We start from the raw sequence: 17,643 nt of genomic DNA on the forward strand, positions 1-17,643 counted from the left end.
TGATCAGTCATTGACGGTCTCTCCGGTTTTCTTGCTCTTGAACATGTCCAGAGCCAGCATGATCGCGCCAACGGTAATGGCGCTGTCCGCAACATTGAAGGCCGGGAAGCCGTGTTCTTTCCAATGCACGAATATGAAGTCTATGACATGGCCGATGAAGATTCGGTCATACAGATTGCCGAGTGCCCCGCCCAATATCAGGGCAAGGGCAATCGCCAGCCAGGTTTCGTCGCGTCCGAGCCGCTTGAGCCAGACCACCAGTACCCCACTCACCACCACCGCGATCAGCGCAAACAACCAGCGCTGCCAGCCGGAACTGTCGGCCAGGAAGCTGAACGCAGCCCCGGTGTTGTAGGCCAGCATCCAGCTGAAGTAGTCAGGAAGGATGACGATCTGCTCGTACAACTCCAGGCGGCTTTCGAAGTAGAACTTGCTGGCCTGGTCAATGACCACCACCAGCACGCTCAACCACAACCAACCCAGTCGGCCCATACGGCCAGCCGATGCATTAGGCATAGTGACGAACCTCGCCTGCGCCGCTGATGTTGTCGACGCAACGACCGCAGATTTCCGGATGCTCGGGATTGACCCCGACGTCCTCGCGGTGATGCCAGCAGCGCGCGCACTTGGCGTGGCCGGATTTGACGACCTTGAGTTTCAAACCAGCCACTTCGGTGACCACCGCATCGGCAGGCGCGCTGACGAAAGGCGCGGCGCTGGCCGTTGAGGTGATCAGCACGAAACGCAGCTCGTTGCTCAGCTTGGACAGATCCGCCACCAGCGCGTCTTCGGCGTACAGCGTGACTTCGGCTTGCAAGTTGCCGCCAATGGCCTTGGCCGCGCGCAGGTTTTCCATTTCCTTGTTGACCGCCACCTTCACCGCCATGATCCGCTCCCAGTAGGCGCGATCAAGCTCGAAGCCTTTAGGCAGTTCGCTCAGCTCGGTATACCAGGTGTTGAGCATGACCGACTCGTTACGCTCGCCCGGCAAGTACTGCCACAGCTCATCGGCGGTAAACGCCAGGATCGGTGCGATCCAGCGAACCAGCGCTTCGGAGATGTGGAACAGCGCAGTCTGGCAAGAGCGGCGCGCCGTGCTGTTGGCACCGGTGGTGTACTGGCGATCCTTGATGATGTCCAGATAGAAGCCACCCAATTCCTGAACGCAGAAGTTGTGCACCTTCGAGTAGACGTTCCAGAAACGGTACTCGCCGTAATGCTCTTCCAGCTCACGTTGCAGCAGCAGCGCACGATCCACCGCCCAGCGGTCCAGCGCCAGCATCTGTTCGGCTGGCAGCAAGTCGGTGGACGGGTTGAAGCCGGTCAGGTTCGAGAGCAGGAAACGTGCGGTGTTGCGGATACGACGGTACGCATCGGCGCTGCGCTGCAGAATGGTGTTGGAAACGGCCATTTCGCCGGAGTAATCGGTCGCCGAAACCCACAGGCGCATGATGTCCGCGCCCAGTGTGTCGTTGACGGTCTGCGGCGCAATGACGTTGCCCAGCGACTTGGACATCTTGCGGCCGTTCTCGTCCACGGTGAAACCGTGGGTGAGCAATTCACGGTACGGCGCGTGATTATCGATGGCGCAACCGGTCAGCAGCGACGAGTGGAACCAGCCGCGGTGCTGGTCCGAGCCTTCGAGGTAAAGGTCGGCGCGTGGACCGCTTTCGTGGCCCATCGGGTGGGAGCCGCGAAGGACGTGCCAGTGCGTGGTGCCGGAATCGAACCAGACGTCCAGAGTGTCGGAGATCTTGTCGTAGTGCGGCGCTTCGTCACCCAGCAGCTCGGCAGCGTCCATCTTGAACCAGGCTTCGATGCCTTCCTGCTCGACACGCTGAGCGACTTCTTCCATCAGCTCAACGGTACGCGGGTGCAGCTCGCCGCTTTCCTTGTTCAGGAAAAACGGGATCGGCACGCCCCAGTTGCGCTGACGGGAGATGCACCAGTCAGGACGGTTGGCGATCATCGAGTGCAGGCGCGCCTGCCCCCATGCCGGGACGAATTTGGTTTCTTCGATAGCCTTCACGGCGCGGCTGCGCAGGGTGTCACCCGACGTCGGCTGCTTGTCCATGCCGACGAACCACTGCGCGGTGGCGCGGTAGATCAGCGGCGTCTTGTGGCGCCAGCAGTGCATGTAGCTGTGGGTGATGGTTTCGGTGTGCAGCAACGCGCCGACTTCGGTCAGCTTGTCGATGATTGGCTGGTTGGCCTTGAAGATGAACTGGCCACCGAAGAACTCCAGCGACGGGCTGTAAACACCGTTGCTCTGCACCGGACTGATGATGTCGTCGTTGGTCAGGCCGTAGCTTTTGCAGATCACGAAGTCGTCGACGCCATAGGCCGGCGAGCAGTGTACAACACCGGTGCCCGCGCCCAGCTCGACATAGTCGGCCAGATAGATGGGCGAAAGACGATCGTAGAACGGATGACGGAAATTGATCAGCTCGAGCGCCGAACCTTCGGCCGTCGCCAGCACCGAACCTTCAAGGTTCCATCGCTTCAGGCAGGACTCAACCAGCTCTTCAGCCAGCACCAGCAGGCGCTCGCCGGTATCGACCAGTGCGTAGGTGAATTCCGGGTGAACGTTGAGCGCCTGGTTTGCCGGGATGGTCCACGGGGTGGTGGTCCAGATCACGATGGCAGCAGGTTTGCCCAGACTTGGCAGACCGAAGGCGGCAGCCAGCTTGTCGGCATCGGCCACCGGGAAGGCGACGTCGATGGTGGACGATTTCTTGTCCTGGTATTCAACTTCCGCTTCAGCCAATGCAGAGCCGCAATCGAAACACCAGTTGACCGGCTTCAGGCCCTTGAAGACAAAGCCGTTCTTGACCATCTCAGCCAACGCGCGGATTTCACCGGCTTCGTTGGCGAAGTCCATGGTGCGGTACGGGTTGTCCCAGTCGCCCAGCACACCCAGACGGATGAACTCGGCTTTCTGCCCTTCGATCTGCTCGGCCGCGTAGGCACGGCACAGTTCCCGGGTCTTGTCCGCAGGCAGATTCTTGCCGTGGGTGACTTCGACCTTGTGCTCGATCGGCAGACCGTGGCAATCCCAGCCCGGGACATAAGGCGCGTCGAAGCCGGAAAGGGTCTTCGAGCGAACGATCATGTCCTTGAGAATCTTGTTGACCGCATGACCGATGTGGATATTGCCGTTGGCGTACGGAGGCCCGTCGTGCAGCACGAACTTGGGCCGATCCTTGCCAATTTCGCGCAGCTTCTGGTACAGGCCAATGCTGTCCCAGCGCTGCAGAGTTTGCGGCTCGCGCTGGGGCAGGCCGGCCTTCATCGGGAAGGCGGTGTCCGGAAGATTAAGCGTGGCTTTGTAGTCGGTCATTTCAGGCTCTAAAGTTTAGCGGTTGGTCGTGCCAGTGGGCACGAGCGGCAGCGACATCCGCATCGATCGCCGTCTTGAGCGCCTCAAGGGAGGCAAAGCGCTGCTCATCACGCAGCTTGTGGTGGAATACCACCGTCAAACGCCGGCCATAGATATCGCCGGTAAAATCCAGAAGATGAATCTCCAGATGGGGACGTCCATCGCCCGCCACGCTGGGACGCACGCCAATGTTGGCGACGCCCGGCCATACCTTGCCATCGATCTGCGCGCTGACCAGGTAGACACCGGTCAATGGCACGCGACGACGTTTGAGTTGCACGTTGGCCGTGGGCGTACCCAACTGACGCGCCAGTTTCTGTCCATGCAGTACGCGGCCAGAGATTTCGAACGGGCGGCCCAGTAAATGCTGGGCCAGGGTGAAGTCTGCGGCGGCAAGCGCCGTGCGCACCTTGGTGCTGCTCACACGGACGCCATCGATTTCGACGGTCTGCGCCGCTTCGACGGTGAAGCCCTTTTCGGCGCCGACTTTTTGCAGGAAATCGAAATCGCCCACTCGGTCACAGCCAAAACGGAAGTCGTCACCCACCTCCAGGTGTTTCACACCCAGGCCATCGATCAGCACGGTGTCGACAAACTCGGATGCACTGAGCTTGCTGAAGCGCTGATTGAAGGCCAGACACAACACCAGATCAACGCCCTCGCCAGCCAGCAGATCGAGCTTGTCGCGCAGCCGGGCCAGACGGGCCGGCGCAGTGTCGGGAGCGAAGAACTCACGCGGTTGCGGTTCGAAAATCACTACACAGCTGGGCAGGCCCAGCTCGACGGCGCGTTCACGCAGTCTCGCCAGGATAGCCTGATGACCCCGGTGTACACCGTCGAAATTGCCAATAGTGGCGACGCAGCCCCGGTGCTGCGGGCGCAGATTGTGAAGGCCTCGAACCAGCTGCATAACGCGCTTCTTGCTCATAAAGTGGCCGATTATAACCACACACCGCCGTCAACGACAGGCGACACATCCGGGCAAACCACAACAATCGACGTTAACCGGCAGAAAACGACGACTGATCCTACAGGATCGCCTTGCGAGCGAAATGCCTGACCCGGAAACCCAGCAACAGCAAAGTGCCGAAATACGTCACGACACCTGCCAGTACCAGCGCGCCGAGGCGCAGGAATCGCTGCAGCATCTCGCCGTCTGACCAAGCGGGCATCACATGCATCAGGCCCAGCAGCACGGCGGACATCGCCACCACCGCGATAATCAGCTTGCCCAGGAACATCGGCCAACCCGGCTGCGGCTGAAACAGGTCCTGCTTGCGCAACTGCCAGAACAGCAGCAACGCATTGAGGCAAGCCCCGACACTGATCGCGAGCGCTAAACCGGCGTGTGCCAGATGGATGACATAGACGAAAAGTACATTGAACAGCTGAGTCACTATGAGGGTGAAGATCGCGATTTTCACCGGCGTGCGGATATTTTGTTGAGCATAAAAGCCCGGCGCGAGCACCTTGATCACGATGATGCCCAGCAGCCCCACCGAGTACGCGACCAGCGCACGCTGGGTCATCGCAGCATCCACGGCGTCGAACTTGCCGTACTGGAACAGCGAAACTGTTAGCGGCTCGGCAAGCAGCCCGAGCGCCAGGGTGCACGGCAGCACCAACAGGAAACACAAGCGCAGGCCCCAGTCGAGAATCCGCGAGTATTCATGGCGATCCCGGCTGGCGTAGGTTTTCGAGAGAATCGGCAGCAGAATCGTCCCCAACGCCACGCCGAGCACCCCGGAAGGCAGTTCCATCAGGCGGTCGGCGTAATACATCCAAGACACGGAACCGGCGACAAGAAACGAGGCGAATATGGTGTTGATGATCAGCGAAATCTGACTGACGGACACCCCGAGCATGGCTGGCAGCATCTGTTTCATCACCCGCCAGACACCGGTGTCGCGCAGGTTGAGTCGCGGCAGCACCAGCATGCCGATCTTTTTCAGGTGCGGCAGCTGATAAAGAAGCTGCAGCAAACCGCCCGCCAGCACAGCCCAGCCCAGCGCCATCACGGGCGGGTGGAAATAGGGCGTCAGGAACAGGGCGAAGAAGATCATCGCCAGATTGAGCAGCGTCGGCACGAACGCAGGTACGGAGAAGCGATTCCACGTGTTGAGGATAGCGCCGGCCAGTGATGACAGAGAAATGAGCAATATATAAGGAAAGGTCACCCGCAGCAGGTCCGAGGTCAGCTGGAACTTCTCCGGCGTATCGGCAAAACCCGGCGCGGTGGCCCAGATGACCCACGGGGCAAATACGACGCCCAGCACCGTGACGATCGCCAGGGCCAAGGTCAGCAGGCCGGTGACATATGCAACAAATGTGCGGGTTGCCTCTTCGCCCTGTTGGCTCTTGTATTCCGCCAGGATGGGAACGAAGGCCTGGGAAAAAGCGCCCTCGGCAAAGATCCGGCGCAGCAGATTGGGCAGCTTGAAGGCGATAAAGAAGGCGTCAGTGGCCATGCCGGCACCGAAAGCGCGCGCGATGATGGTGTCGCGGACAAAGCCCAGCACCCGCGAAAGCATCGTAATAGAGCTCACGGCGGCAAGCGATTTGAGTAGATTCATCGAAAGGTTATACGCCTGACCAAAGGAAGCGCCAAAGCGCGTTCCATATATGCGATACTCCGCGCCGCAAAACAGCTCAGAGCCAAAGCCCGCGAGTTTACAGGTCGCACGCCGGAAAGAAATCACCTCGGCACCACACTGCGACCACTCAGCGGAACGCATCAACTGCCCTTGACAAGTGTCAAACTCATCGGCATGATTCGCGGCCTATTTTGTTAGCTATTTCCCAAGTCTTTCGAGGAGCTCGACGGTGGCCAACACACCTTCCGCCAAAAAACGTGCAAAACAGGCTGAGAAGCGTCGCAGCCACAACGCCAGCATGCGTTCCATGGTTCGTACCTACATCAAGAATGTAGTTAAAGCCATCGACGCTAAAGACGCTGAAAAAGCGCAAGCTGCTTATGTTCTGGCTGTGCCAGTTATCGACCGTATGGCCGATAAAGGCATCATCCACAAGAACAAAGCTGCTCGCCATAAAGGTCGCCTGAATGGCCACATCAAGGCTCTGAACCTTGCTGCTGCAGCCTAAGCGATTCGCTTGTTAAAAAACCGACCCCAGGGTCGGTTTTTTATTGCCTTCGATTTGCCTCTGCAGCTTCAAGGTGCCGGCGCAGGGGTCCATGGCAGGATCGGGATCGCGGTTACGGCATTCTGCGGACTGCCCTCGATGACCTTGTCGCTGTAAACGAGGTAGACCAGCGTATTGCGTTTCTTGTCGAGGAATCGCACGACCTGCATCGTCTTGAACACCAGCGAAGTCCGCTCCTTAAATACTTCGTCGCCATCCTTCAATTGCTCCTTGAAGTGAATGGGACCGACCTGCCGGCACGCGATGGACGCTTCGGCACGATCTTCAGCCAGGCCCAGACCACCCTTCACCCCACCGGTTTTCGCGCGAGACAGATAGCACGTCACACCGTCGACCTTGGGGTCGTCGAATGCTTCGACCACAATCCGATCGTTAGGACCGACCATCTTGAACACAGTTGATACCTGGCCGATCTCTTCAGCCGATGCCAGCAACGGCAACATCAGCAACGCGCCTACCAGCCCTTTCATGACTCGCATGTATGCTTCCTTCTTTTGATGATGCACTTCAGACCAGAATCAGGTTGTCACGGTGCACGAGTTCAGGCTCGGCCATGTAACCCAGCTCCTTGACGATGGCGTCAGAGGGCAGACCGATGATCTTCTGCGCTTCGAGCGCGCTGTAATTGGTCAGCCCGCGGGCGATCTCACGACCGTCAGCCGCCACGCAGACCACCATTTCGCCGCGACGAAAGCTGCCCTGCACCAGCTTGACGCCGACCGGCAGCAAACTTTTATGGCTTTGGGTCAGTGCTTTTACCGCCCCCTCGTCCAGCACCAGCGTGCCACGGGTTTGCAGATGCCCGGCCAGCCATTGCTTGCGAGCCGCGAGCATTTCGCGCTCAGGGGACAGCAACGTGCCCAATCGCTCACCCGCCCTCAGACGCGCCAGGACGCGCTCTATGCGGCCACCCACGATCACGGTGTGCGCACCGGAACGGGCGGCGAGTCGCGCCGCACGCAACTTGGTCTGCATGCCGCCACGACCCAGCGCACCGCCGGTGCCGCCAGCCACCGCATCAAGGGCGGGATCATCAGCGCGCGCTTCATAAATGAGCTGCGCCTCGGGATTATTGCGAGGATCGGCGTCGAACATGCCGTCACGGTCGGTCAGGATGACCAACAGATCAGCTTCAACCAGGTTGGCCACCAGAGCCGCCAACGTGTCGTTGTCGCCGAAACGGATCTCGTCGGTGACGACGGTGTCGTTTTCGTTAATGACAGGGATGACTCCCAGCTCAACCAAAGTACGCAACGTGCTTCGGGCGTTCAGGTAGCGCTTGCGATCGGACAGATCGTCGTGAGTGAGCAGAATCTGCGCAGTATGCCGTTGATGCTCGGCGAAGCTGGATTCCCACGCCTGCACAAGACCCATCTGACCGATTGCTGCAGCGGCCTGAAGCTCATGCATGGCACTCGGTCGCGCAGTCCAGCCCAGACGGCTCATACCGGCCGCTACTGCGCCGGATGAAACCAGGACCAGCTCGACACCCGCCTCATGCAGGGCCACCATCTGCTCGACCCAAACACCCATCGCGTTGCGATCCAGACCCTTGCCGTCCGCCGTCAGCAGCGCACTTCCGATCTTCACCACCCAACGCTGGGCACCTGTCACCTTGCTCCGCATGATCTTTCAACCTTAAGCCAGAGAGTCCGAATTCTAGATACTAAAACGCCGCTTCAAGAGCGGCGTCGTAGTTTACTTCAGTCGATCAGTCGCGGACGTAAATGATTTCCGGACCATCTTCGTCTTCCACGTCTTCCTCATCCCAATCGTCATCGCCGATGTCATGTACGCTCTTCACGCCGCTACGGCGCAAGGCACGCTGATCATCCAGCGCCTGCAACTGGGCGCGAGCTTCGTCTTCGATGCGTTGATCCAGCTCAGCCAGCTCGGCAGCGTAGGCCGGGTCATTGGCCAGACGATCAGCACGGTCTTCGAGATAGCGCATGATGTCGTGGGTCAGGCGATCGGTGCCTTCTTTGGCGATGGCCGAGATCACGTAGACAGGGCCGGTCCACTCCAGACGATCAATGATCTCCTGCTTGCGGGCCTCATGCTCTTCTTCGAGGATCTGGTCGCACTTGTTCAGGACCAGCCAGCGATCGCGGTCGGCCAGCGCAGGGCTGAACTTGACCAGCTCGTTGACGATGACTTCAGCGGCATCCGGCGCACTGCTTTCATCCAGCGGTGCCATGTCAACGAGGTGCAGGAGCAGACGTGTCCGGGCCAGGTGCTTGAGGAAGCGAATCCCCAGGCCTGCACCATGGGAAGCACCTTCGATCAGGCCGGGAATATCGGCGACGACAAAGCTCTTCCAGCGATCGACGCTGACGACACCCAGGTTCGGAACAAGCGTGGTGAACGGGTAATCAGCGACCTTTGGCTTGGCAGCCGATACCGAGCGAATGAACGTGCTCTTGCCGGCATTCGGCAAACCGAGCAGACCGACGTCAGCCAGCACTTTCAGCTCAAGCTTGAGGTCACGCTGCTCACCCGGCTTGCCGGGGGTGGTCTGACGCGGCGCGCGGTTGGTACTGGATTTGAAACGCGTGTTGCCCAGACCGTGCCAGCCGCCATGGGCCACCAGCAGACGCTGGCCGGCCTTGGTCAGGTCGCCGATGACTTCCTGGGTGCCGGCGTCGATCACAGTCGTGCCGACCGGCACACGCAACACCAGCTCTTCACCCTTGCGACCGGTGCAGTCGGTGCTGCCGCCGTTCGAACCGCGCTCGGCGTCGAAGTGACGGGTGTAGCGGTAGTCGACCAAGGTGTTGAGGTTTTCGTCGGCAATCATGTAGATCGAGCCGCCGTCACCGCCATCACCACCGTTAGGACCACCGTTCTCGATGAATTTCTCGCGACGGAAGCTCATGCAACCGTTACCGCCATCACCGGCCTTTACTCGAATGGATACTTCATCAACAAATTTCATAGCGCACGCCTCCCGTCACAAAGACGAGCAAACAACATAAATTCATAAGGCTCTTGCAAAGATGAGCGTTGCGATACCGATCAAAAACCAGCGACTTCACACCACAACGGCCCACACAAACAGCTTTGCAAGAGACTCACCGGAAACAGACCCTTCTACAAACGAAAAAGCCCTGTCATCGACAGGGCTTTTCAGCTCAGGAGGTATGAAGGTCAGGCCCTCATCCCCCCTGAACGCAAGATTATGCCGCGACTTCAGTCTTTGGCACGATGCTTACATAGCGACGACCGAAGGCGCCTTTAACCTGGAACTTGATCACGCCTTCGACTTTAGCGAACAGGGTGTGATCTTTGCCCATACCAACGCCGTAGCCAGCGTGGAATTGGGTGCCGCGCTGACGCACGATGATGTTGCCCGGAACGATAACCTGGCCGCCATACATCTTCACGCCAAGGCGTTTGGCTTCTGAGTCGCGACCGTTACGGGTACTACCACCAGCTTTTTTGTGTGCCATGAGTCAATTCTCCTAGTGAGGATTAGGCTGAAATTAAGCCTGAATACCGGTGATTTTGATCTCGGTGTACCACTGGCGGTGGCCCATACGCTTCATGTGGTGCTTACGACGACGGAACTTGATGATGCGGACTTTATCGTGACGACCTTGGGAGATCACTTCAGCCACAACGGTAGCGCCTGCAACAACTGGAGCGCCGATGTTCACGTCGTCGCCATTGGCAACCAACAGAACGCGATCAAAAGTAACGGATTCGCCGGTAGCGATTTCCAGTTTTTCAATCTTCAGGTATTCACCTGGGGCGACCTTGTATTGCTTGCCGCCAGTAACGATTACTGCATAAGACATGGTGTATCTCCGATAATCCTGCTCACCCAGCTCTTTATAGGAAGAGGTATTGGCTGGCATGGCTGCACAAGGCTGGAAGGCCGACATGCAATTGCGTAAGGCAGGTGCTGCCCAGGAAGTTAGGGTGCGCGATTGTACGCAAGCGATCAACGCCTTGCAAGCTGCGTTATGTCACGCCTTGACAGGGTGGGGCCTGCAACCTAGCATGCCGCGCAACCCTTCTGGAGCACGTCTCGCTGATGCAACCCCAAGCCTTCTACACCGCTGTGGCGGACGACTTTACAGCCGTCGACCACATTATCAAGAAGCAGCTGACATCGCGCGTGCCGCTGGTCTCCAAAATCGGCGACTACATCACTTCCGCTGGCGGTAAACGCCTGCGTCCGTTGCTCGTTCTGTTGTGCGGCAAAGCGCTGGGCTCTGGCGGTGATGACCTGCGCCTTTTGGCGGCGACCATCGAATTCCTGCACACCGCCACCCTGCTCCACGACGACGTGGTAGACATGTCCGGCATGCGTCGCGGCCGCTCGACAGCCAACGCCATGTGGGGGAACGCACCCAGCGTGCTGGTGGGGGATTTCCTGTATTCGCGCTCGTTCGAGATGATGGTTGAACTGGGCTCGATGCAGGTGATGCAGATCCTCTCGAAGGCCACGCGGGTCATCGCGGAAGGCGAAGTGCTGCAGCTGTCCAAAGTACGCGACGCCAGCACCACCGAAGAAACCTACATGGAAGTCATCCGCGGCAAAACCGCAATGCTCTTCGAAGCGTCGACCCACAGCGCCGCAGCCCTGGCCAACGCCGGCCCGGAGCAAAGCGAAGCGCTGCGTACCTTCGGCGATCATCTGGGTGTCGCTTTCCAACTCGTCGACGACCTGCTGGACTATCGCGGCGATGCGGAAACCCTCGGCAAGAACGTCGGTGATGACCTCGCCGAAGGCAAGCCCACCCTGCCGCTGATCTACACCATGCGCGAAGGCACCGCTGAACAGGCTGCGCTGGTTCGTCAGGCCATTCAGAAGGGCGGCCTGGAAGATCTCGAAAGCATCCGCGACGCCGTGGAAACTTCAGGCGCCCTCGAGTACACCGCCCAGCTGGCACGCGACTACATCGCTCGCGCCATTGCCTGTCTGGATGTGCTGCCGCCGAGCGTCTATCGCGACGCACTCGTCGAGCTGAGTGAATTTGCGGTCGCTCGCACACACTGACCGCTGCCCCGCTCCACTCCGCTGAAAGCCCGTCCATGTGACGGGCTTTTTGTTGTGCGGGATTCAGGCCCGCCCTCAAGGCATGCCCCGTCAGCAATGCGAATTAATCTCAAATAGATCCTTGCTATTCCTCAGATAAGAATTATTCTCATTGAAACACTCAAGGAGAATCACATGACGTATCTGATTGATGCCTGGCTTGACCGGCCACAACCCTACCTGCGCATCCTCGATCGCGAGACGGGTCAAGTGTGTGCGGTGCTGGAAGAAGAGGCGCTGGACGAATTGCGCGATCAGGGGGATCTGGATGTCAGCAGCCTGAGTTCAAGCGAACCCGGCGTTCAGAAGGAGATGGTGCGGAGCCTGTTTCTGTTCTGCTATGCGCGGGCATTGCGTCCGACCAGTGAACTGCATTGATGGCGACACCTAAAATGACAATGCCGAGCCAGCGCGGGGCTGACTCGGCATCCGTCGAGCGTGAAGCGGTCGCTACAGAGGCTTACAGAACGTCGAGCAGTTCAACGTCGAAGACCAGAACGCTGTGCGGCGGAATGCTGCCAACGCCTTGAGCGCCGTAGGCCAGTTCGCTAGGAACATACAGACGCCATTTGCTGCCGGCCTTCATCAGTTGCAGGGCTTCGGTCCAGCCTGGGATCACGCCGCCAACCGGGAATTCAGCCGGCTCGCCACGATCGTAGGAGCTGTCAAACACAGTGCCGTCGATCAGCATCCCGTGGTAGTGAGTGCGCACGTTGCTTTCGCGGGTCGGCTGAGCGCCTTCGCCCGCAGTGATCACTTCATATTGCAGACCGGAGGCCAGAGTGGTAACGCCATCACGCTTGGCGTTCTCGGTCAGGTATTCCTTGCCGGCGCCAGCTGCTGCTTCAGCTTTGGCCGCTGCTTCGGCTTGCATGATTTCGCGGATGACTTTGAAGCTCGCACCCATTTCTTCCTGGCCAACGCGGCTCGGTTTGCCGGCAAAGGCGTCGGTCAGACCGGCCAGAATGGCGTCGAGGTCGACGCCCGGCGGCGGGTTGTCACGCAGTTGGTCGCCCAGCTGACGACCAATACCGTAGCTGACGCGGGTTTCGTCGGTGGACAGATTGACTTCGGACATGAGACTGCTCCGCTGAAGAGCACCCATGGGTGCTCACATTTAAAGGCCGGGCAGACTAGCACAAAGGGCAATATCCAGTAAAAACCTACCAGGTCGAGCGGATGGACAGGGGGATCTTGACGTTCTGGTCCAGGGCGTCTTCCACGCCACACATCTCATCATGGACCACGGCGTGGACCAGACTGAACGGGAGGGGCGGCACAGATTGCAGGAGTTGCCGTGCGTGCTCGACCGAACGCAGGTGCAACGCTTTGTTCTGTGCGTCGACCAGACGATGTGCGACGCCCTGCATCCGCGCTTCCAGCAGGTAGATGCCGCCTTCGATGGAGATAAGGTTGAGTTCGTCGATGCGGCCGGCGCCGGCGTGTGAGGTGAGTTCCTGCAAGTTCATGGCTAAGCCTCGTGGTGACTGGCTGAATAAGCGAACCCCAAGTCTCGCTGACACTGGCCTGAGCGCAAGGGACCAGCAGTGCCGCTGGTCATATTGGCTCGTAACGCTTCGATCACCCTACAGCCGGAAGCGCAGGCGATCAGTGCTTGGTCAGCTTGTCCAGATAGCCCATCGCGAAGGCCGAGACCACGAAGGTCATATGGATGATCACGTACCACATGAGGTACTGCGGCTCGATGTTCTTGGCGTCCATGAACACCCGCAACAGGTGAATGGACGAAATCGCGACGATGGACGCGGCGACTTTCATCTTCAGCGACGAAGAATCCATCTTGCCCAGCCAGTTGAGCTTTTCCTTGCCTTCGTCGATATCGAGTTGAGACACGAAGTTTTCGTAGCCGGAGATCATCACCATGACCAGCAGACCACCTACCAGCGCCATGTCGATCAACGACAGCAGCACCAGAATCAGGTCCGATTCGGCCAGCGCGAACACGTTAGGGATGATGTGAAAGATTTCCTGGAAAAACTTCAGCGCCAGCGCCAGAAGCCCCAGAGACAAACCGAAGTAGATCGGCGCCAGCAACCAGCGCGATGCGTACATGGCATTTTCGATAAAACGTTCCATTGAAGCTCACAGATCATTGAAAAGCTCGCGAGTATAGGGCGAAGGCCAATTAGCACAACCCACCGCGAAAAGAGTTGAAACAATAACGCCCGATCGGGCGCCGGAGAAGATCGACGAATCCGCATTTTGGAGACCGCAGAAAGCACATGCGGACGCGTCGAGAGGCTGGGATCAGTTGACCGGAGACGTCCGCTGAGCCTGAGCAGCGTCGCTGTTGATCCTTCGCAGCTCCCCTTGAAGGTGAAGGCCCCAGATCGGGATCTCCTCCGCCGTTTCATAGCCATGCAACACAAGGCTTTCAGCAATGGCATCAAGCACCGATTCGGCAGCAATCGGTCCATGAAAAGGCCCCTGAGCCTTGAGTGCCGAGGGCTGTTCGCCAGACATTCCGGCTGCGAACAACAAGGTCCACATTCCTGTATCGCCTGACAACGGGCGAACGACACATTCGATTCGGGTCACCAGACCCAGGCATTGGCGAGTAAGACAGAGGCTGCGCGGCATGGCGAGCTCCTCATTGATTGCAGTATTCATCTCCTTCGCAGAACGAGAGAAATGCGTCAGTCCCTTTGACAACTGCTGCAACACGACAATATCGAACAAATACCCCGTTGGAAAAGCGCGAAAACGAAAAGGGCGCCGAATGGTCATTTTGCCATCAAACGCCCCGTTTCATTGACGTCAAAGGCCTAGCTTTTCAGCTCGGGCTGTAATTGTGGCGCCTCCTTTTCGAGCTCTTTGAGGTCGTCGTCGCTGAGCATTTCAGCGATGTCGCGCAGGCGGTCCACTACCCTGCCATTGACCGAATCATCGGGGAACTGACCGTCTTCGTCCGCTTCTCCGACCGGCATGCCCACCAACAGGCTCAGCGCTTCATCCACCTGACGCACGGCGTACACGTGGAACTGGCCGGCGCGCACCGCTTGCAGCACGCGCTCGTCGAGCATAAGCGTGGCAACGTTGGCATGGGGAATGATGGCGCCTTGATCGCCCGTAAGACCTCGGGCTTCGCAGAGTCGGAAGAAGCCCTCGATCTTCTCGTTGACGCCACCCACCGCCTGGACCTCACCGAACTGGTTGATCGAGCCGGTGATGGCGAAGCACTGCTTGAGCGGAGTTTTCGACAGTGCGGAAATCAGCGTGCAGACCTCGCCGAGGGACGCGCTGTCGCCATCGACGTAGCCGTATGACTGCTCCAGCGCGATGCTCGCAGAAATGGCCAGCGGGAATTCCTGGGCATAACGGCTCCCCAGATAACCGGTCAAGATCATTACGCCCTTGGAGTGAATCGGCTGACCCAGGTTGACCTCACGCTCGATGTCGACGATGCCGCTGCCGCCCGGGTAGACCGTCGCTGAAATGCGCGCCGGCACACCGAACGCGGAATCCCCCACTTCCAGCACCGTCAGGCCGTTGCATTTGCCGACTGCCGCGCCATGGGTGTCGATCAGGATGATGCCCGCCAGCATGTCGTCGAGAATGCGTGCGGAAACACGACCGGTGCGTGTGGCCTTGGCCTTCAACGCCCGCTCGATGTGTCCGGCGTCGGTGCGCTCGTCACCGGCCACGCTGCGGATGAAGTCCGCCTCGCTGACCAGTTGAAACAGATCGCCGATGCGCGCCGACAAGCGCCCCTGATGCTCGGCGAGACGCGCACTGTACGTGGCAAGGCGCGCGACCGCGTCCGCCGTCAGGGCCGCCATGCCCTCCTCCGAGGTCCGGGTTTTGAGCAACTGGGCGAATTGCTCCAGGCTCTCGTCGACCATCGGGATGTCTTCGTCGAAATCCACCAGCACCCGGAACATCTCCTGGAAGTCCGGATCGAGGTCCTGCAGCGTGTAATAGAGCGATCGTGCGCCAATGATGATGACTTTGACCTGCAGTGGAATCGTCTGCGGGGTCAGGGTCACGGTAGCCAGACGCCCCAGCTCACCCAGCGGCGCTTCCATCTTCAGCTTGCGCGATTGCAGGGAGCGCTTGAGGGCGTCCCACACGAATGGCTCGCTGAGCATTTTTTCGGCTTCGAGCACCAGAAAGCCCCCGTTGGCCCGGTGAAACGCTCCGGGCCGTAGCTGACGATAGGTGGTGTAAAGCGCGCCCTGATCGGTGCTGTATTCGATACGGCCGAAGAGGTTGTCGTAAGTCGGGTGCGGTTCGAACACCACCGGCGCACCACCGCTGGCGGCATGGCCGACCATCAGGCTTGGGCAGTATTGCTCTTCGAGCAGCTTGCGTGCCTGGGCGTCGGTTTTGCTGTCGTCGACCAGTTGCTCGACCACGGTTTTCAGCAGGTTGACCTGCACCGCCTGGAGGTAGGCGCACACCGCGGCGTTTTCGGCGTACTGCTCGGACAACGGTGCCAGCAGGGGCTGAAGCGCGAGGATGATGGTCTCTTCATTGAGCTCACGCATCTGGTTGTTGGACTCGCGCTTCCACTGCGGCAGGCTGGCGAGCTCTTCATTCAAGCGCTCCTCCAGCGCCGAAATATCGGTGTGAAAACGCTCGCGCTCGACTTCCGGCAATTGCGAAAACTCGGCCTCGTCCAGCGCCTTGCCTTCGAGCATCGGGGTGAATGCGATATTGGTGTTGTCGCGGTACAGCGCGATGTCCTTTTCCAGCGCAAGACGCTCGATGACGTCGAGTGCACGGTCATAGCGCTGGTTGAAGGCGCGGTCGATCGAGCTCTTCTTTTGCTGGTAGGACGGATGCTCGAACACCGCAGGAAACGTCGACAGCAGGTTGTCGATCAGTCCATTGATGTCGGCAATGAACGCGCTGGCGCTGCCGGGCGGCAATTCCAGTGCGCGCGGCTCGCGGGCGTCGTCGAAATTGTTGACGTACACCCAGTCCGACGGCGTCTGCATGCGCTTGGCTTCGGCCTTGAGGTAGCGTTTGACGAAGGAAAAGCGCCCGGTGCCAGGCTCGCCCATGACGAACACGTTGTAGCCGGGGCGCGGCATGGCGACGCCAAATTGCAGGGCTTCGACCGCTCGTTCCTGGCCGAGCACGCCGCGAAAGGGTTCCAGATCGTTGGTTGTCGTGAAGCTGAACTGTTCAGCGGAAAAGGGACGGGTCAGCGCTTCGGGCGCAAGTCGCAAGCTGGCAGCAACAGAATCGGGCATCGGACATCCTTACATCAGGCGGGGCAGATGGGCGCATTCTGGCGCTCGCCGCACCGCACTGGCAAGGCATGAACCACCTGATCGCTTTTCCGTATGAGGAACCTGCCTACACACCCGGCGGAGGTGGATTACACGCAACAATCTGCAATTGCTGACGGAACGTTCATATCGTGCCTAAACTCCAACTTGCGCGACCGGTAACAATTAAATAACCGGTTCGCCCTGGCGCCCTTACGGCCAGGAATCCGACCCTTGGTTGAAACAACAGAGACTAAAGCTATGAAACGGATTCTTCTTGGTACTCTCTTCGCCGCTGTGTCCATCAACGCCATGGCTCAAGCGCCTGGCGGTCCGGACTGCGGTTGGGGCAACATGCTGTTTGAAGGTCAACGCGGTACTCCCGCTCACTTCCTCGCTTCCACCACCAACGGTACTTCGGGCAACGCCACCTTCGGCATGACCTCGGGCACCAACGGTTGCTCCACCAACAGCGCGCTGACTTACGGCGGCAAATCCTGGATTGCCATGAACGGCATGATGGATGAGCTTTCCAAGGACATGGCCATGGGCCAAGGCGAAGCACTGACCACGTACGCGGTCGTGTTGGGCGTTGCACCGGAAGACCGTGCGCATTTCGCCGCAGTCACCCACGAGCACTATCAGCAGATCTTCACCAAGGCCGACGCCACTGCTGAAGACGTTCATACCAACACCATCGACATCCTGAAGAACGATCCGACTCTGGCTAAATACGCGACCCAAGCTTAAAGTCGTGCCGCCTGCCTTCCTCCCCGGAAGGCAGGTTCTCCGCCCTGCCCACTTCTGACTAGTTGCCACTC

At 59.2% G+C, this 17,643-nt stretch carries 18 protein-coding genes; 4 read left to right on the forward strand and 14 right to left on the reverse strand.

The features are described from left to right. Positions 1 to 3 precede the first annotated feature (3 nt). From lspA to murJ, 4 genes are all read right to left on the reverse strand, one after another. Positions 4 to 516, reverse strand: a complete 513-nt coding sequence (gene lspA, locus M1E04_RS21400; RefSeq protein WP_456292000.1) for a signal peptidase II — start codon at positions 514 to 516, stop codon at positions 4 to 6. Continuing rightward, positions 509 to 3,340: an isoleucine--tRNA ligase gene (gene ileS, locus M1E04_RS21405; protein WP_456292001.1), complete on the reverse strand. Its 2,832-nt coding sequence runs from the start codon at positions 3,338 to 3,340 to the stop codon at positions 509 to 511. The genes lspA and ileS overlap by 8 nt, the downstream gene beginning before the upstream one ends. A 1-nt stretch (position 3,341) precedes the next feature. After that, positions 3,342 to 4,289 (reverse strand): bifunctional riboflavin kinase/FAD synthetase, encoded by a 948-nt coding sequence (gene ribF / locus M1E04_RS21410; protein ID WP_192133164.1) that lies wholly within the window; start codon positions 4,287 to 4,289, stop codon positions 3,342 to 3,344. A 118-nt stretch (positions 4,290 to 4,407) separates the two neighbouring features. After that, positions 4,408 to 5,952: a murein biosynthesis integral membrane protein MurJ gene (gene murJ, locus M1E04_RS21415; RefSeq protein ID WP_296310843.1), complete on the reverse strand. Its 1,545-nt coding sequence runs from the start codon at positions 5,950 to 5,952 to the stop codon at positions 4,408 to 4,410. A gap of 250 nt (positions 5,953 to 6,202) precedes the next feature. Here murJ and rpsT point away from each other — a divergent pair, with 250 nt between their 5' ends. Then, the gene (rpsT, locus tag M1E04_RS21420) at positions 6,203 to 6,481 is read left to right on the forward strand and encodes a 30S ribosomal protein S20 (RefSeq protein WP_037015424.1); all 279 of its coding nucleotides are present in this window, start codon (positions 6,203 to 6,205) and stop codon (positions 6,479 to 6,481) included. A gap of 68 nt (positions 6,482 to 6,549) precedes the next feature. On the opposite strand, the gene M1E04_RS21425 is transcribed toward rpsT, so the two are convergent. The 5 genes from M1E04_RS21425 to rplU all read right to left on the reverse strand — a co-directional run bounded on the left by M1E04_RS21425 (position 6,550) and on the right by rplU (position 10,338). Continuing rightward, complete coding sequence (locus M1E04_RS21425; protein ID WP_108118986.1) at positions 6,550 to 7,020, reverse strand: CreA family protein; 471 nt, start codon at positions 7,018 to 7,020, stop codon at positions 6,550 to 6,552. 28 nt (positions 7,021 to 7,048) lie between these two features. Further along, on the reverse strand, positions 7,049 to 8,167 hold the full coding sequence (gene proB / locus M1E04_RS21430) for a glutamate 5-kinase (protein WP_410929573.1): 1,119 nt from the start codon (positions 8,165 to 8,167) through the stop codon (positions 7,049 to 7,051). 85 nt (positions 8,168 to 8,252) lie between these two features. Beyond that, complete coding sequence (gene cgtA / locus M1E04_RS21435) at positions 8,253 to 9,476, reverse strand: Obg family GTPase CgtA (protein ID WP_192133168.1); 1,224 nt, start codon at positions 9,474 to 9,476, stop codon at positions 8,253 to 8,255. 241 nt (positions 9,477 to 9,717) lie between these two features. Next, a complete protein-coding gene (gene rpmA / locus M1E04_RS21440; RefSeq protein ID WP_037015434.1) occupies positions 9,718 to 9,990 on the reverse strand; it encodes a 50S ribosomal protein L27 in 273 nt (90 codons plus the stop codon). A 33-nt stretch (positions 9,991 to 10,023) separates the two neighbouring features. Further along, a complete protein-coding gene (gene rplU, locus M1E04_RS21445; RefSeq protein ID WP_003176051.1) occupies positions 10,024 to 10,338 on the reverse strand; it encodes a 50S ribosomal protein L21 in 315 nt (104 codons plus the stop codon). A gap of 239 nt (positions 10,339 to 10,577) precedes the next feature. On the opposite strand from rplU, the gene M1E04_RS21450 reads away from it, so the two are divergent. Together M1E04_RS21450 and M1E04_RS21455 are read left to right on the forward strand one after the other, a co-directional pair. After that, positions 10,578 to 11,546, forward strand: coding sequence for a polyprenyl synthetase family protein (locus M1E04_RS21450; protein ID WP_065987679.1), 969 nt, complete (start codon positions 10,578 to 10,580; stop codon positions 11,544 to 11,546). Between the two features lie 174 nt (positions 11,547 to 11,720). Then, positions 11,721 to 11,963, forward strand: a complete 243-nt coding sequence (locus M1E04_RS21455; RefSeq protein WP_065987680.1) for a PA4570 family protein — start codon at positions 11,721 to 11,723, stop codon at positions 11,961 to 11,963. Between the two features lie 82 nt (positions 11,964 to 12,045). On the opposite strand, the gene M1E04_RS21460 is transcribed toward M1E04_RS21455, so the two are convergent. The 5 genes from M1E04_RS21460 to M1E04_RS21480 all read right to left on the reverse strand — a co-directional run bounded on the left by M1E04_RS21460 (position 12,046) and on the right by M1E04_RS21480 (position 16,804). Continuing rightward, positions 12,046 to 12,663, reverse strand: a complete 618-nt coding sequence (locus M1E04_RS21460; protein ID WP_122535350.1) for an FKBP-type peptidyl-prolyl cis-trans isomerase — start codon at positions 12,661 to 12,663, stop codon at positions 12,046 to 12,048. An 85-nt stretch (positions 12,664 to 12,748) separates the two neighbouring features. Next, positions 12,749 to 13,054 (reverse strand): DUF6482 family protein, encoded by a 306-nt coding sequence (locus M1E04_RS21465; protein ID WP_455913840.1) that lies wholly within the window; start codon positions 13,052 to 13,054, stop codon positions 12,749 to 12,751. A gap of 139 nt (positions 13,055 to 13,193) precedes the next feature. Beyond that, positions 13,194 to 13,682, reverse strand: coding sequence for a TIGR00645 family protein (locus M1E04_RS21470; RefSeq protein ID WP_065987683.1), 489 nt, complete (start codon positions 13,680 to 13,682; stop codon positions 13,194 to 13,196). 171 nt (positions 13,683 to 13,853) lie between these two features. Beyond that, positions 13,854 to 14,186, reverse strand: coding sequence for a PA4575 family protein (locus M1E04_RS21475; protein ID WP_065987707.1), 333 nt, complete (start codon positions 14,184 to 14,186; stop codon positions 13,854 to 13,856). Between the two features lie 185 nt (positions 14,187 to 14,371). Further along, positions 14,372 to 16,804, reverse strand: coding sequence for a Lon protease family protein (locus M1E04_RS21480; RefSeq protein WP_456292002.1), 2,433 nt, complete (start codon positions 16,802 to 16,804; stop codon positions 14,372 to 14,374). A gap of 279 nt (positions 16,805 to 17,083) precedes the next feature. On the opposite strand from M1E04_RS21480, the gene M1E04_RS21485 reads away from it, so the two are divergent. After that, positions 17,084 to 17,572 carry a DUF3015 domain-containing protein gene (locus tag M1E04_RS21485; protein ID WP_065987685.1) on the forward strand — a complete coding sequence of 163 codons (489 nt, stop codon included), beginning with the start codon at positions 17,084 to 17,086 and terminating at the stop codon, positions 17,570 to 17,572. The last annotated feature ends 71 nt before the right edge of the window (positions 17,573 to 17,643 follow it).

This window comes from Pseudomonas sp. AK106, from assembly GCF_053903055.1.